This window comes from Microbacterium ulmi (assembly GCF_011759705.1).
GTDB classification, from domain to species: domain Bacteria; phylum Actinomycetota; class Actinomycetes; order Actinomycetales; family Microbacteriaceae; genus Microbacterium; species Microbacterium ulmi.
In genome coordinates this window covers 1,999,622-2,014,558 of sequence record NZ_JAAOZF010000001.1, presented here as the reverse complement: position 1 = coordinate 2,014,558, position 14,937 = coordinate 1,999,622, and the positions used below count along the sequence as shown (strand labels likewise).

Genomic DNA, 14,937 nt, shown 5'->3' with positions numbered 1-14,937 from the left:
CGATTCCTCCGAGGTGTCAGGGATGTCGGGCCGATCGCCCGGCCCGTTCGTGAGATGAGTATTTCGTACGCTTGTACAACTACGTGTGACGATCGCGTTACGCGCATGTCACAGCGGGGCGGGCTCGGCTCGGACGCGTCGCCGCCGCGAGCGCGCCGCCGGTTACAGTCGAAACGCCACGCTCGCCCGAGCGGGCGGAGGGGGTCCGATGCCGAAGGTGGTGGACCACGATCGCCGTCGTGACGAGATCATCCGCGCCACATGGCGCATCATCGCCGAGGAGGGGATCGGCGCTGCCACGACGCGGCGGATCGCAGAGGTGACGGGCCGCGCCAACGGCGTGCTGCTCTACTACTTCCCGAACAAGGCGGCCGTCCTGCGCGCGGCGCTCACCTACGCGTTCGACGAGACCAACCGCCGCGCGGACGCGGTCGCGCCCGTTCGGCACGGCCTGTCCGGGCTGCGCACACTGTGTCACGAGATCATGCCCCTCGACGAGCTGCGGAGGATGGAGGCGCGGATCGTGCTGACGTTCTGGGCGTCCGCCCTCACGTCGCCTGAGACCGCCGAGCTCTTCGCCGACCTGATGGCCATCTGGCGGGCGGAGATCTCGCAGCGACTCGACGAGGCGAAGGGCGACGGCGACGTCGATGACGGGCTCGACGTCACGGCGACCGCCGACGCCCTCCTCTCGCTGCTCATGGGCCTTCAGGCCCTCGCGTGCCTCACTCCCGACGAGACGGACGCCGAGCGTCAGCTCGCCGAGCTCGAGCTCTTCCTCGGGCGCCTCGGCCCCGCATGATGCCGGCATCGCCTGCGGCATCGGTCACGAGGCGATCGCGTCGGTGAGCTTGGCGTACGCCGCAGGGCGGCGCGCCCTGATCCACGCGGCCTGCACGGCGCCCCCCACCGGGAACGCGACGATGAGCGCGATCAGGATCCAGCTGACGGTGCCGAAGACGGGGTTGCCCTCGGCATCCACGTCGCCAACGAGCATCGGATAGTACGCGACGATGAGGATGCCGATTCCGACGAGCCCGAGAAGGCCCAGAGCCGGCGCGACGAGCGTGTGCCAGAGGCGGCGGTCCTTCCGGGTGCGCAGGAAGTACGCGATGACGGCGCCCGATGCGACCGCCATGAGCAGCACGACCGAGAGAGTCGCGACGCCCGAGAACCATGTGAACACCTGCAGCACGGGGTCCAGCTGCAGCAGCGCGAAGGCCGCCAGGAGCACGGCGGCCGTGACCGTCTGCACGATCGACGCCGCGTGCGGCGAGCGGTGTGCCGCGTGCACCGTCGCGAGGCGGGCCGGGAGCACGCCCGCGTTCGCCATCGAGTGCTGGTACCGCGTGATGACGTTGTGGAACGACAGCACGCACGCGAACAGCGACGTGATGAGCAGCACGTTGATCGTCACCTCGCCGACCGTGCCCAGGTAGCGTGCGACGGTGCGCAGGAGCAGCGTCCCCGGATCCTGGGAGGCGGCATCCATGACGCCGTTCGGGCCCCACGCCATGACCATGGCCCACGACGCGAGCGTGTAGAAGACGCCGATGCCGACGACGGCCGTGTAGGTCGCGCGCGGGATCGTCCTGTCGGGGTCGCGGGCCTCGTCGCGGAAGATCGCGGTCGCCTCGAAGCCGATGAACGCCGCGATCGCGAACGTCAGGCCGACGCCGGGCGAGCCGCTGACGATGTTCTCGGGCAGGAACGGCGCGGCGCTCAGACCCTCCGCGCCGCCCGAGAACGTGACGGCGGCGACGAGCACGAGCACGATCGCGACCTCGGCCACCAGGAGCACGCCGAGCACCTTGCTGGAGAGATCGATGTGGCGATAGCCGAGGATACCCACGATCGCGACGACGGCGAGCGCGTAGAGCCACCACGCGAGCGACGGCCCGCCGACGCCGGCGACCGTGACGCTCAGGATGTAGCCGAGGTAGCCGTACACGGCGAGCTGCACGACCGTGTAGGTGAGCATCGCGATCCACGCGGCGGCCAGGCCCGCGCCGCGTCCGAACCCGTACCCGACGTACGTGAAGAACGCGCCGGGGCGCGGGACGTGGCGGGCCATCGTCGCGAGGCCGACGGCGAACAGCAGCAGGACGACCGCTGCGACGGCGTACAGCGACGGGAAGCCGACGCCGTTGCCGATGAGGATGCCGAGCGGCGTGGCGCCGCCGACGACGGTCAGCGGCGACGCCGCCGCGACCACCATGAAGACGATGGCGGTCGCGCCGAGCGACCCCGTGAGTCCGCGCGCCGGCGCTTCTTCGCGCGGCGCGGCTTGGGTCTGGCTCATGACGAGCCCCTTTCTGGAACGGGTGTGCGTGGGGGGATGCGGGCGGCCGCCGGATCGGGATCGGTCGCCCGCGCGTGGTCAGCGGGCGATGACCTTGGGAGAGGCGACGGCCTTCAGGCCGTGCACGCCGAACTCGTGGCCGTACCCCGACGCCTTCGTGCCGCCGAACGGAACGAACGGGTTGATGGCGCCGTGGTTGTTGATCCATACGGTTCCCGCCTCGATGCGCCTGGCGACCTCGACGGCGGCGTCGACGTCGCTGCCCCACACCGACGCGCCGAGTCCCTGCGCCGACGCGTTGGCACGGCGGACCGCGTCGTCGACATCGGTGTAACGGATGACGGGGATGACGGGGCCGAACTGCTCCTCGTCGACGAGGGGCGCGCCGTCCTCGATGTCGGCGACGACCGTCGTGCGGTAGAACAGCGGGCCGAGCTCGGGGGCCGCCTCGCCGCCCGTCACGATGCGTGCGCCGCGGGCGCGGGCGTCGTCGACGAGTCCCTTCACGATGGCGAACTGCTTCTCGTTCTGCAGCGGTCCGAGGACGTTCCCGGCGTCCAGCCCGCGTCCCATCGGCATCGCCTGCGCGAGGCGCGCGAGGGTCTCGACGACCTCTTCGTACTGCGACTCGTGCACATAGAGGCGCTTGAGCGCGGCGCACGTCTGGCCCGTGTTGAGGAAGATGCCCCAGAACAGCGTCTCGGCGACGGCCGCGACATCCGTCCCCGGAAGCACGATGCCGGCGTCGTTGCCGCCGAGCTCGAGCGTGAGGCGCGCGAGGTTGCTCGCCGACGACTCGACGATCCTGCGCCCCGTCGCCGTCGACCCCGTGAACATGATCTTGTCGAAGCCGGAGTGCCCGGCGATCGCGGCGCCGACCTCGCGGTCGCCCGAGATCGCCGTGAGGACGCCGTCGGGCAGGTGCCGGTTGAACACCTCGACGAGGGCGAGCACCGACAGCGGCGTGTACTCGCTGGGCTTGACGACGACCGCGTTGCCCATGCGCAGCGACGGCGCGATCTGCCAGACGGCGATCATCATGGGCCAGTTCCACGGGCCGATGGCGCCCACGACGCCGAGCGCGTCGTAGTGCAGCTCGGCGCGCTGGCCACCCGCCTCGAAGACGACCTCGGGCTCGAGGACGGTGTCGGCGGCGTTGCGGAGCCACACGCCGCACGCGCCGACCTCGAAGCGCGCGTTGGGTCCGTCGAGGGGCTTGCCCTGCTCGCGCGAGAGGAGGACGGCGAGCTCTTCGGCGTCGGCCTCGATGTCGTCCGCGATCTCGTTGAGGATGCGCGAACGCTCGGCGTGCCCGAGTGCGTTCCACGCGGGCTGTGCCGCGCGGGCCGCAGCGACCGCGGCGTCGAGGTCGGCGATCGTGTGGACGGGCGCGTAGCCGATCGTCTCGCGGGTCGCGGCATCCGGGATCGCGCGGCCTTCGTCGGCGGAGACGCCGACCGTCTCGAGAAGCGTGGCTGTCGTGGTCATGGGGCTGACTCCAAGGCGTGTGCCTCCGGCATGGCGAGGCGGTGAGGGCGCGCTCCCCAGAGGGTTCCCTGGCCGGATGCCGGAGCGTCGCCCGACGAGACGTCGTCGTCTCATCGCCAGGAGAGTAGGCACGCGCTCAGCGCGAAGGCGAGGGTTCGAGCCCGCCGCGCGCCGGTTCGTGCACGTCGTGCACAGCGCCGTGCGCGTCCGGCAGGGTCAGTGCGGCCGGTCCGGCCGGCGGGTGTGCTCGGTGCGCTCAGCGCCGGATCAGTGCGCGGAGTGGGCGTTCGATGCGCGGTACTCGCTGGGGGTCACGCCGTACTCCTGGCGGAAGGCGCGGGCGAAGGCCGCGGCATCCGCGAACCCCCACTGGGCGGCGACAGACGAGATCGGCGTCGCGACGGCGACGACCGCGCCGAGCTGGCGTCTGCTCTCCTCGAGACGACGGTGGCGGATCCAGCCGCTCACGGTCTCGTTCTGCTCCTCGAAGAGCTTCTGCAGGTAGCGAACCGAGACGTGGTGGGCGTCCGCGATCTGCGCGACCGTGAGCTGCGGGTCGCCGATGCGATCCGCCATGAAGCTCTCGATGCGGGCGCGGAGGGCGCGACGGCGGACCTGCTCGTCGGCGACGCCGGGTCCGAGACGATCGGCGATGGCCGCCGTGAGGAGGTCGAAGACGGCATCCGAGAGAGGCAGCTCGCCGCCCAGCGCGCCGTCGTCGAGCTGCCGGCTCATGGCCCCCAGGAGGCTCGACGCCAGCGCACCGATCCCCTGCCGCCCCGAGAAGCGGACCGCCGTGAGCGACGCGAACTGTCCGCGCTCGAGGCGCAGGGCGTCGAGCGGGAACATGACGACGAACTGGCGGAACGCGCCGTCGAAGTCGAGCCGGTACGGCCGGGTCGTGTCGTAGAGGGCGAAGTCGCCGGGCGCGAGGGCCGCATCGCGGCCGTCCTGAGCGATGACGCTGTAGCCCTCGAGCTGCAGTCCGAGCTTGATGTGACCGGGGTCGGCCTTCGCGATCTGGCGACGGCTGCGGCTGACGGTGACGGCCGTCCCCGCGACGGTGCTCACGGCGGCCCGCCCGAGCGGCTGTGAGACGATCGCGCCGGTGAACCGGCGCCGCGCGTCGATGTCCGAGCTCTCGGCGACGAGGGGGACGAAGCTGCTGTTGACGGCATCCGTCCACGCGTCGAACCGCTCGCCGTCCTTGAGCGGCCGCGTGTCGAGCACGGAGCGCCGGTCGATCACGCCGTCTAGGGTCGGGAGCCGGACCGTCTCGGGCATCGGGCATCCCTCCACGTCGTCGTGTGCGCGCCCAGCATACGCCGAAGGGGTGGGGATTACTGAACGAACGGTCTGGATGCCGGATCCGCGGCAGGACACCCCTCGCTGAGCGAGAGAGCAGAGCGAGCGGCACGAGTCACGCCCCTCGGAGTCGCGCGCATGCCGGACCCGCCTCGAGGTCGGCTCGACGGTGAAACCGAGCCCGCGCGTGTGCGGACACGGCCCGGACCCGCGAGGGGGGCACTGTTACCGTTTCGTGATCCGGGGGTGGGTCTGCGATGAGCTGACCGAGCCCGGAATGTCGGTGGACCTTCGTAGATTTGTTCTATGACGTCGTCCGGTCCACCCGCAGAGCGGCTCCTCGCCGCGGTCGAGCGCGTGGCGGCGGTGATCGCTCGTGCAGATGTGTCGGCGGCTGTCGGGACACTGGGCGATGAGGAGGTGCTGGCTCTGCTGGCCGATGCGTCCGCGGCGTGCAATGTGCTCGATCTGGTGGTAGCGGCGGGGTCTGCGGAGATCGCGCGCCGGTCCGATCGGGCGGCGGGCTACCAGGGTCTGGCGCAGCGTCGGGGACATCGCACAGTCACGTCGCTCGTGCAGAGCATCACGGGGCGATCGCGGGGTGAGGTGCGCCGGGCCGTGCGGACCGGCGAAGACCTGGTCGAGCCTCCCGTCGGTGCCGGCGAGAGCCCGGATGCCGTCGTCGGGGCGGAGTCGGTCCCCTCTGACTGGCTCGGCCCGCTGAGAGACGCGTTGTCGGCGGGGCAGATCGGGGCGACGCAGTTCGAGGCGATTCGCGCGGGCCTGGGTGAGCCGCCGGTGGAGCGGTATCCGGAGGCGGATCCGGGGTTCCTTCCCGCAGCGTGGGCTGCGGCCGTGACGATGCTGCTCACGGAGGCCGCGATGACTCCGGTCGAGGAGTTGCGGGCGAACGCGCGCATCGCGCGCGACCGTCTCGATCCGGTCGGCGTCACACGGCGGTTCGAGGAGCGGTTCGCCACCCGGTCGTTCCGGACGTGGGTGGATGAGTCGGGTCAGCATCATGCGCGCATCGTGTTCGACGACGAGGCCGCCGCATGGGTGCACACGATCCTGCGGGCGGCGCTGCGTCCACGACGCGGGCCTCGGTTCGTCGACGCGGACGCCATCCCCCGCACCGACCGCACCACGAGCGCCGACTGCGTGGCGGAGGCCGATTCGCGATCGAACGAGCAGTTGCAGTACGACACGATCGTCGCGGTGCTGCGCACCGGCGCGGCCGCCGACCCACGACAGGCATTCGGCGACCGCCAGCCCGGGGTGCGGATCCTGGTCGAGGCGACCGCGATCAACGGCATCGACGCGCGCGGCCGGGCACGAGTTGCCGGGGTCGGTCACGTGGAGGACGGCGGGCAGGCCCTGCCCGCGGGTGTCGTGGAGAAGTACCTCTGCGACGCCGGTGCGATGCCGGTCGTCCACGACAGCGCCGGCAGACCGCTCGACGTGGGACGGGAGCGACGGCTGTTCACCCGCAGGCAGCGCATCGCGATCGCCGCCCGCGACGGCGGATGCCTCTGGCCCTCTTGCACTGCACCGCCATCCCAGTGCGAATACCACCACATCGACCACTGGTCACAAGCTCACGGCCACACCGATGTCGACGACGGCGTCCCCCTCTGCCGCAACTGCCACCTCCGCCTCCACAACCAAGGGTGGCGAATCACACGAGACCGCGATCCCGAGACGAGCACAGACACCTACCGGCTGCACGCCCCACCCGAGCCGACGACCGGGACGACAGGACAACCGGTACGACTCGCATCGAAGTCCCCGACACGATTCGCTGCCGCATGACCGCCCGTCCGACACCGACAACCCGAAAGACCGGTCCGAGCGCGACGCGGGCCTCCGCTCCGGCCGCGCGACGGCTCGACGGTGGAGTGCGCTCTCCGCGCACAGGAGCGGGAAAGTGGCGAACGAAGAGCAAGGAGGCGCAGCACGTCCAGCGAAAGGCATCCGGTGCAACGCATCCAGGCGCAACGCATCCGGCGCAACGCATCCAGGCGCAACGCATCCGGCACAACGCATCCGGCGCAACGCAACCGGCGCAACGCATCCAGGCACGCTACGGGCTGAGCCGACCGCGGTTGATCGCTCCTCACCCGCGCGACGATCCGGGGTCGACATCGCACTCTCCGGCCGCATGAGCGGAGGGCAGAGAACGAGCCGGAAAGCATCCGGAGCCCCGCATCTCGACATGCCCGCAGTTCGATCAGCCCCCGGGTCGTTCCGCTCCGGCCGCATGAGCGGAGGGCAGCGGCCCAGGCGCATTGCGGTGTCAGCGCGTGCGCATCCCGTCGAGCGCGATCGTCACGATGTCGTGCGTGAGCCGGTCGCGGTCGATGGCACCCGCGGGGCGGTACCACTCGACGAGCGAGTTGATCATGCCGAAGACGAGGCGGGTCGTGACGGCGCCGTCGATGTCGCGGCGGACGAGTCCGGCATCCTGAGCCTCCCGAACGAGCGTCGTGACGGCCTGGTCGAAGGCGCGGCGCCGGGCGAGGGCCGCGCGCTCGACGTCGCTGTTGCCTCGAACGCGGAGCAGGAGCGTCACGTACGGGAGCCGGTCGACGAGCACGCGGACAGCGCCCCGGAGCACGGCATCCAGCCGTTCGGCCGGCGTGCCCTCCGTGGCCGCCGGCTCGGCCAGGACGCCTTCGAGTCCGCCGAGGGCCACGTCGAGCGCCTGCTCGAGAAGCTCGTCCCGCGAGCTGAAGTGGTGGTACAGCGCGGACTTCGTCACGCCGAGCCGCGCGGCGAGATCCGCGACGGAGGTCGCGTCGTAGCCCTGCTCGTTGAAGAGCGTGACCGCGATCCCGAGGATCGCGGCGCGGTCGTATCCGGGGCGTCCGCGCCGTGCAGGGGCGTCGCTCGGAGCGGCTGCAGCGGTGGCGGTCATGCTCTCAGTCTCGCATCATGATGGCCGAAGGCCCCCAGCAGGGGATCGGCGGTTGGCATTCGAGGCATAGTCTGTAGTATTACTGAACGATCGGTCAGTTGCTAGGCCGAACGACCTGCCGCACACAGAGGTGCGACGAGACCAGGAGGATGACGATGTCCGAGGCCTACCTGATCGGCGGTGCGCGCACCCCCGTCGGGCGCTACGGCGGCGCTCTCGCCTCCGTGCGCCCCGACGACCTCGCCGCGCTCGTCGTGGGCGAGGCGGTCGCGCGCGCCGGCATCCCCGGCGACGCCGTCGACGAGGTCCTGCTCGGCGCCGCCAACCAGGCAGGCGAGGACAACCGCAACGTCGCACGGATGGCCGTGCTGCTCGCGGGCCTTCCCGACCACGTCCCCGGCATCACGGTCAACCGCCTGTGCGCATCCGGCATGTCGGCGGTCGCCTTCGCGGGGCAGGCCGTCCGCGCGGGCGACGGCGACCTCTTCGTCGCCGGCGGCGTCGAGTCGATGACCCGCGCACCCTGGGTGCAGGCCAAGCCCGAGAAGGCATGGGCCAAGCCGGGCGCCGCCTTCGACACGTCGATCGGCTGGCGCTTCGCCAATCCCCGCCTGGCGGCTCGCGACAAGGCCACCTTCTCGATGCCGGAGACGGCGGAGGAGGTCGCGCGCCTCGACGGCATCACGCGGGAGGATGCCGACGCCTTCGCCCTGCGCAGCCACCGACGCGCCCTCGCGGCGATCGAGGCCGGCCGTTTCGCCGACGAGATCGTCTCCGTGCCGACGGCCCGCGGCGACGTCTCGGTCGACGAAGGTCCCCGCGCCGACACGTCGCTCGAGGTCCTCGCCGGCCTGCGCCCCGTCGTCGCGGGCGGAACGGTCGTCACGGCGGGCAACTCGAGCTCGCTCAACGACGGCGCCTCCGCGATCGTCGTGGCGTCGGCCGACGCCGTCGAGCGCTACGGCCTGCGCCCCCGCGCGCGCATCGTCGCGTCGGCGAGCGCCGCCCTCGCCCCCGAGATCATGGGGCTCGGGCCCGTCCCTGCGACCGAGAAGGCGCTCGCGAAGGCGGGACTCACGGTCGCCGACCTCGGCGCGGTCGAGCTCAACGAGGCCTTCGCGTCGCAGTCGCTCGCCTCGATGCGCCGGCTCGGCCTCGACCCCGAGATCGTCAACGCCGACGGCGGGGCGATCGCGCTGGGGCATCCCCTCGGATCCAGCGGATGCCGCATCCTCGTCACCCTCCTCGGCCGCATGGAGCGCGAGGGCGTGCGCTACGGGCTCGCGACGATGTGCGTCGGGGTGGGCCAGGGGACGGCGATGATCCTCGAGCGGCTGGACGGCGCAGCATGAGCGACGTGCTCCTCGTCGAGCGCTCCGCCGATCGCGTCGTCGCGACGCTCAACAGGCCCGAGGTGCGCAATGCGATCGACCAGGCGACGGTCGACGCGCTCCACACGCTGTGCGCCGAGCTCGAGGATGAGCCGCGGACGCTCATCCTGACGGGCGCGGACGGCGTCTTCGCGGCGGGAGCCGACATCGCGCAGCTGCGCGACCGCCGCGCCTCCGACGCCCGCGCCGGCATCAACACGCACGCGTTCCGGCGCATCCACGCCCTGCCGATGCCCGTCGTCGCGGCGATCGACGGCTTCGCTCTGGGCGGCGGGGCCGAGCTCGCGTACGCCGCCGACATCCGCCTCGGCACTCCGCGCGTGCGGATCGGCAACCCCGAGCCGGGCCTCGGCATCCTCGCGGCCGCGGGAGCGACGTGGCGGCTGCCGCGGATCGTGGGCGAGGCCCGCGCCGCCGAGCTGCTGCTCACCGGCCGCATCCTCGACGGCGACGAGGCCCTCGAGTGGGGGCTCCTCTCGTCGCTGCATGCTCCCGTCGACATCCTGGCCGCCGCCCACGCCGTCGCCGACCGCATCGCCGCGAACGACGCGAGGGCCGTGCAGCACACGAAGACCGCGCTCGGCGCTCCCGCCGAAGCCCACCCCGAGATCGAGCTCGAGCTGCAGGCCGAGCTGTTCGAAAGCCCCGAGAAGCTGCGCCGCATGACGGCGTTCCTGGAGAGGAGACAGCGATGACCGACGTCTCGACAGCGGTCGCGGCATCCCGCACCTCCACCGCCCCCGCGCACGTCGGCGTGCTCGGCGGCGGGCGCATGGGCGCAGGCATCGCGCACGCCTTCGCCCTCGCGGGCTCGCGCGTCACGGTCGTCGAGCGCGATGCCGCGTCGGCGGATGCCGCGGCCGCCCGCATCCGGGAGAGCCTGCGCCGCTCCGTCGAGCGCGGCACGACCGACCGGTCGGCCGGCGAGCTCGAAGCCGCCGTCGAGACGGCGACGGATGCCGCGGCCTTCGCCGGCTGCGACCTCGTCGTCGAGGCGGTGCCGGAGGATACCGCGCTCAAGCGCGAGGCCCTCGCCCGGGTCGAGGCGGCGCTCCGACCCGACGCCGTGCTCGCGTCGAACACATCGTCGATCCCCATCGACGACCTCGCGGGCGCGCTGGCGCGACCCGGCCGGTTCCTCGGCCTCCACTTCTTCAACCCGGTGCCCGCGTCGCTGCTCGTCGAGATCGTCGTCGGCGACGACACCGACCCCGCGATCGCCGACGAGGCCCGCGCCTGGGTCGCCGCGATCGGCAAGACGCCCGTCGTCGTGCGCGACTCCCCAGGCTTCGCGTCGAGCCGCCTCGGCGTCGCGCTCGGCCTCGAGGCGATCCGCATGCTCGAGGAGGGCGTCGCGACCGCCGCCGACATCGACGCCGCGATGGAGCTCGGGTACCGGCATCCCACGGGTCCCCTCCGCACGACCGACATCGTCGGCCTCGACGTGCGCCTCGGCATCGCCGAAGAGCTCCACGCGAAGCTCGGCGACCGTTTCGAACCTCCCGCGCTGCTGCGCCGCATGGTGGCCGAAGGCCGCCTCGGCCGAAAGAGCGGACGCGGCTTCTACGAATGGAGCGACGAATGAGCGACATCCTTCCCAGCTATGTGCAGGACGCATGGTGGACACCGGTCGACGACCCCGACGCGACCGTCGTGCGCGACGCGTCGACGGGCGAGCCCGTCGCGCGCGTCAGCACGGCCGGCATCGACCTCGAAGGCGCACTGGCCCACGCGCGCACCGTCGGGCAGCGCAGCCTCGGCGCCCTGACCTTCCACCAGCGCGCCCTGCTCCTCAAGCAGTTCGCTCTCGCCCTCTCCGAGCACAAGCGGGAGCTGTACGAGCTGTCGAAGCACTCGGGCTCGACCGTGCGCGACTCGCTCAGCGACGTCGACGGCGGCATCGGCGTGCTGTTCACCTACTCGTCGAAGGGCCGCCGCGAGCTGCCGAACTCACAGGTGTACGTCGACGGGCCGGTCGAGCCCCTCTCGAAGGACGGCTCGTTCTCGGGACGCCACGTCTTCACGCGGCTCCCAGGCGTTGCGGTGCAGATCAACGCCTTCAACTTCCCGATGTGGGGCTCGCTCGAGAAGTTCGCACCCGCGTTCCTCGCGGGGGTCCCCACGATCGTCAAGCCTGCGACGCCGACGGCGTACGTCGCGCAGGCGTGGGTGCGCATCCTCGTCGACTCGGGGCTCCTCCCCGAGGGATCGCTGCAGCTCGTGAGCGGTGCCATCCCTGGCCTGTTCGACCACCTGCGCCTCGGCGACCTCGTGGGCTTCACGGGCAGTGCGTCCACGGCCGCACGCCTGCGCGCGCAGGCAGGCGCTTCCGAACAGGGGCGCGGCGTCCGCTTCACGAGCGAGACCGACTCGATCAACGCGTCGGTCCTCGGCCCCGACGCGACCGAGGGCACGCCCGAGTTCGACGCGTACGTCAGGCAGCTGCTCGTCGAACTCACGACGAAGGCCGGCCAGAAGTGCACCGCGATCCGCCGTGCGATCGTGCCCGCGGCATCCGTCGACGCCGTCGCGGACGCCCTGCGGGCCAGGATCGCCGAACGGGTCGTCGTCGGCGACCCGCACGCCGAGGGGGTCACGATGGGCCCGCTCGTCTCGCTCGGGCAGCGCGACGAGGTGCTCCGCAGCGTCGGCACGCTCGTGGATGCCGGCGCCCGCGTGCTCGTCGGCTCGACCGAGCCCCCCGACGTCACGCGCGCCGACGGCACGACGGGCCCGGCACCGGACGGGGCGTTCGTGGCGCCGATCCTGCTCGGCTTCGGCGCCGACGCGCCGGATGCCGTCCACGAGGTCGAGGCGTTCGGCCCGGTCGCGAGCATCCTGCCGTACGAGACGCTCGCCGAGGCGATCGAGCTCGTCGGCCGCGGCGGAGGATCGCTCGTCACGAGCATCGTGACGCACGACCCTGTCGTCGCGTCGACCCTCCTCACGGGCATCGGCGCGTACAACGGCCGCGTCCTCGTGCTCGACCGCGACGACGCGCGCAGCTCGACGGGTCACGGCTCGCCCGTCCCCCATCTCGTCCACGGCGGTCCCGGCCGCGCGGGCGGCGGCGAGGAGCTCGGCGGCATCCGCGCCGTCCTGCACCACATGCAGCGCACCGCCGTCCAGGGCTCGCCCACGATGCTGACGGCCCTCACGGGCGTGTGGCACGAGGGCGCGAAGACCCGGCACGACCGGCATCCGTTCCGCAAGTCCCTCGCAGAGCTCGCCCTCGGCGACCAGGTCGCGTCGGCGTCGCGGGAGGTCACGCTGGCCGACATCGAGACGTTCGCCTCGTTCACGGGCGACACCTTCTACGCGCACACCGACGAAGAGGCCGCGGCCGCGAACCCGTTCTTCCACGGACGCGTCGCGCACGGCTACCTGCTCGTGTCGTGGGCCGCGGGTCTGTTCGTCGACCCCGACCCGGGCCCCGTGCTGGCCAACTACGGACTCGAGAGCCTGCGGTTCGTGACACCCGTCTCGCCCGGCGACTCGATCCGCGTGACGCTCACGGCGAAGCAGATCACGCCGCGCGAGACGGACGAGTACGGCGAAGTCCGGTGGGATGCCGTCATCCTGAATCAGCGCGACGAGATCGTCGCGACCTACGACGTGCTGACGCTCGTCGCGAAGGAGGATGCCGCAGCCGCCCGCGCCGAGGCGCCCGAGCTCGCGGAGGCCGTGCGATGACGACCGCGCCCCTGCGCCGCATGCTGCGCGACGACCACGCGGCGCACTGGATGGGCCTGGACGTGCTCGTCGACGAGCCCGGCCACGCCGTCGTCTCCATGCGCGTGCGCCGCGACATGCTCAACGGGTTCGCCATCACGCACGGCGGATTCGTCTTCGCGCTCGCCGACACGGCGTTCGCGATCGCCTGCAACGAGGACGACGCGATCACCGTCGCCTCAGGTGCCGACATCTCCTTCCTCGCCTCGACGGTCGAAGGCCAGGTGCTCACCGCCGACGCCCGCCGGCGCGTGCGCCGTGGCCGCACGGGCGTCTACGACGTCACCGTGACCGACGAGACCGGCGACGTCGTCGCGGAGTTCCGCGGCCGCTCGCACACGACCCGCCGCCCGCCCCTCGACTGACTTTCTCGCACGACCCCTTCGATCCCCCTTCGCCAGACCCCAGGAGCCCGCCATGTCGACGATGACACTGAACCGCGCCACCCCGGCCGCCCTCGAGAGCCTCGACCCCGAGGAGCGCATGAGCCGCGCCGAGATCGACGCGCTCCAGCTCGAGCGGCTGAAGCAGACCGTCCGCCACGCATACGAGAACGTGCCGCTCTACACGCGCAAGCTCGACGACGCCGGCGTCGGCCCCGACGACATCCGCACGCTCGCCGACGTCGCGCGCCTCCCCTTCACGACGAAGGAGGATCTGCGCCAGACCTATCCGTTCGGGATGTTCGCCGTCCCGATGGACCGCGTCGCCCGCATCCACGCGTCGTCGGGGACGACGGGCCGCCCGACGGTCGTCGGCTACACGGCCGCCGACCTCGATCGCTGGGCCTCGCTCGTCGCGCGGTCCCTCCGCGCCGCCGGCGTCCGCCCCGGCATGAAGGTGCACAACGCGTACGGCTACGGCCTGTTCACGGGCGGCCTCGGCGCTCACGCGGGCATCGAGAAGCTCGGGGCGACCGTCATCCCGATGTCGGGCGGGCAGACGGCGCGCCAGGTGCAGCTCATCCGCGACTTCGAGCCCGACGCCATCATGTGCACGCCGAGCTATCTCCTCACGATCGCCGACGCCATGGAGGCCGAGGGAGTCGACCCGCGGACGACGTCGCTGAAGATCGGGATCCTCGGCGCCGAGCCGTGGACGAACGAGATGCGCGCCGAGCTCGAGCGGCGCCTCGGCATCGACGCGGTCGACATCTACGGCCTCAGCGAGGTCATGGGGCCGGGAGTGGGCAGCGAAGCGGTCGAGACGAAGGACGGCCCGCACATCTGGGAAGACCACTTCCTGCCCGAGATCATCGGCGAGGACGGGATGCCGCTGCCCGACGGCGAGCGCGGCGAGCTCGTGTTCACCTCCCTCACGAAGGAGGCCTTCCCCGTCATCCGGTACCGCACGCGCGACCTCAGCAGGCTCCTGCCCGGCACGGCGCGCGCCGGCATGCGCCGCATCGAGAAGATCACGGGCCGCAACGACGACATGATCATCCTGCGCGGCGTCAACATCTTCCCGACGCAGATCGAGGAGCTCGTGCTCGGCATCGAGACGCTCACGCCCCACTTCATCCTCGAGCTGACGCGCGAGGGCCGCATGGACGCGCTGACGGTGCGGATCGAGCGGCATCCTCAGCTCGAGCGCGACGTGTGCCAGGCCGCGACCGTCGTGCTCGCGCAGCGCATCAAGGTGCAGATCGGCTCGACCGTCGCCGTGCGCCTCGAGGAGCCCGGAACGCTCCCCCGCAGCGAGGGCAAGTACAAGCGCGTCTACGACCTGCGCTGACGGACTTGCGCCGCCCGTGCACACCGTCGTACACTTACTGAACGATCGTTCTGTAATTCGGATCGACC

The 14,937-nt window shown here is 71.8% G+C and carries 12 protein-coding genes; 8 read left to right on the top strand and 4 right to left on the bottom strand.

The features are described from left to right. The first annotated feature begins 208 nt into the window (after positions 1–208). Complete coding sequence (locus tag FHS08_RS09500) at positions 209–802, top strand: TetR/AcrR family transcriptional regulator (RefSeq protein ID WP_167038369.1); 594 nt, start codon at positions 209–211, stop codon at positions 800–802. A gap of 24 nt (positions 803–826) precedes the next feature. Here the strand turns inward: FHS08_RS09500 and FHS08_RS09495 are convergent, their stop codons facing one another. The 3 genes from FHS08_RS09495 to FHS08_RS09485 form a co-directional block, all read right to left on the bottom strand. Next, a complete protein-coding gene (locus tag FHS08_RS09495) occupies positions 827–2,302 on the bottom strand; it encodes an APC family permease (RefSeq protein ID WP_167038367.1) in 1,476 nt (491 codons plus the stop codon). Between the two features lie 78 nt (positions 2,303–2,380). Next, positions 2,381–3,790 (bottom strand): aldehyde dehydrogenase family protein, encoded by a 1,410-nt coding sequence (locus FHS08_RS09490; RefSeq protein ID WP_167038365.1) that lies wholly within the window; start codon positions 3,788–3,790, stop codon positions 2,381–2,383. 267 nt (positions 3,791–4,057) lie between these two features. After that, entirely contained in the window at positions 4,058–5,074 is a 1,017-nt protein-coding gene (locus tag FHS08_RS09485; protein WP_167038363.1) for an AraC-like ligand-binding domain-containing protein, read from the bottom strand. Positions 5,075–5,401: 327 nt separating this feature from the next. Here FHS08_RS09485 and FHS08_RS09480 point away from each other — a divergent pair, with 327 nt between their 5' ends. Further along, the gene (locus FHS08_RS09480; protein WP_167038361.1) at positions 5,402–6,907 is read left to right on the top strand and encodes an HNH endonuclease signature motif containing protein; all 1,506 of its coding nucleotides are present in this window, start codon (positions 5,402–5,404) and stop codon (positions 6,905–6,907) included. A gap of 484 nt (positions 6,908–7,391) precedes the next feature. On the opposite strand, the gene FHS08_RS09475 is transcribed toward FHS08_RS09480, so the two are convergent. Continuing rightward, positions 7,392–8,012, bottom strand: a complete 621-nt coding sequence (locus FHS08_RS09475; RefSeq protein WP_167038359.1) for a TetR/AcrR family transcriptional regulator — start codon at positions 8,010–8,012, stop codon at positions 7,392–7,394. 155 nt (positions 8,013–8,167) lie between these two features. Between FHS08_RS09475 and FHS08_RS09470 the strand changes: the two genes are divergently transcribed. From FHS08_RS09470 to paaK, 6 genes are read left to right on the top strand one after another with little or no spacing between them, the layout of a single operon-like run. Next, the gene (locus FHS08_RS09470) at positions 8,168–9,364 is read left to right on the top strand and encodes a thiolase family protein (protein ID WP_167038357.1); all 1,197 of its coding nucleotides are present in this window, start codon (positions 8,168–8,170) and stop codon (positions 9,362–9,364) included. Beyond that, complete coding sequence (locus FHS08_RS09465; RefSeq protein ID WP_167038355.1) at positions 9,361–10,098, top strand: enoyl-CoA hydratase/isomerase family protein; 738 nt, start codon at positions 9,361–9,363, stop codon at positions 10,096–10,098. Before FHS08_RS09470 ends, FHS08_RS09465 begins: the two co-directional genes overlap by 4 nt. Next, positions 10,095–10,988: a 3-hydroxyacyl-CoA dehydrogenase family protein gene (locus FHS08_RS09460; protein ID WP_167038353.1), complete on the top strand. Its 894-nt coding sequence runs from the start codon at positions 10,095–10,097 to the stop codon at positions 10,986–10,988. Before FHS08_RS09465 ends, FHS08_RS09460 begins: the two co-directional genes overlap by 4 nt. Then, the gene (gene paaZ / locus FHS08_RS09455) at positions 10,985–13,096 is read left to right on the top strand and encodes a phenylacetic acid degradation bifunctional protein PaaZ (protein ID WP_167038351.1); all 2,112 of its coding nucleotides are present in this window, start codon (positions 10,985–10,987) and stop codon (positions 13,094–13,096) included. Before FHS08_RS09460 ends, paaZ begins: the two co-directional genes overlap by 4 nt. Beyond that, entirely contained in the window at positions 13,093–13,500 is a 408-nt protein-coding gene (paaI, locus tag FHS08_RS09450; protein ID WP_208382250.1) for a hydroxyphenylacetyl-CoA thioesterase PaaI, read from the top strand. Before paaZ ends, paaI begins: the two co-directional genes overlap by 4 nt. A gap of 52 nt (positions 13,501–13,552) precedes the next feature. Then, positions 13,553–14,869: a phenylacetate--CoA ligase PaaK gene (paaK, locus tag FHS08_RS09445; protein WP_167038349.1), complete on the top strand. Its 1,317-nt coding sequence runs from the start codon at positions 13,553–13,555 to the stop codon at positions 14,867–14,869. Positions 14,870–14,937 lie beyond the last annotated feature (68 nt).

Excerpts from the sequence above, each read along its gene's own strand:
- paaI (WP_208382250.1), top strand. The coding sequence starts at position 13,093 with ATGACGACCGCGCCCCTGCGCCGCATGCTGCGCGACGACCACGCGGCG.
- FHS08_RS09480 (WP_167038361.1), top strand. The coding sequence starts at position 5,402 with ATGACGTCGTCCGGTCCACCCGCAGAGCGGCTCCTCGCCGCGGTCGAG.
- FHS08_RS09490 (WP_167038365.1), bottom strand. The coding sequence starts at position 3,790 with ATGACCACGACAGCCACGCTTCTCGAGACGGTCGGCGTCTCCGCCGAC.
- FHS08_RS09495 (WP_167038367.1), bottom strand. The coding sequence starts at position 2,302 with ATGAGCCAGACCCAAGCCGCGCCGCGCGAAGAAGCGCCGGCGCGCGGA.
- FHS08_RS09485 (WP_167038363.1), bottom strand. The coding sequence starts at position 5,074 with ATGCCCGAGACGGTCCGGCTCCCGACCCTAGACGGCGTGATCGACCGG.
- FHS08_RS09465 (WP_167038355.1), top strand. The coding sequence starts at position 9,361 with ATGAGCGACGTGCTCCTCGTCGAGCGCTCCGCCGATCGCGTCGTCGCG.
- FHS08_RS09460 (WP_167038353.1), top strand. The coding sequence starts at position 10,095 with ATGACCGACGTCTCGACAGCGGTCGCGGCATCCCGCACCTCCACCGCC.
- FHS08_RS09470 (WP_167038357.1), top strand. The coding sequence starts at position 8,168 with ATGTCCGAGGCCTACCTGATCGGCGGTGCGCGCACCCCCGTCGGGCGC.
- FHS08_RS09500 (WP_167038369.1), top strand. The coding sequence starts at position 209 with ATGCCGAAGGTGGTGGACCACGATCGCCGTCGTGACGAGATCATCCGC.
- paaK (WP_167038349.1), top strand. The coding sequence starts at position 13,553 with ATGTCGACGATGACACTGAACCGCGCCACCCCGGCCGCCCTCGAGAGC.
- paaZ (WP_167038351.1), top strand. The coding sequence starts at position 10,985 with ATGAGCGACATCCTTCCCAGCTATGTGCAGGACGCATGGTGGACACCG.
- FHS08_RS09475 (WP_167038359.1), bottom strand. The coding sequence starts at position 8,012 with ATGACCGCCACCGCTGCAGCCGCTCCGAGCGACGCCCCTGCACGGCGC.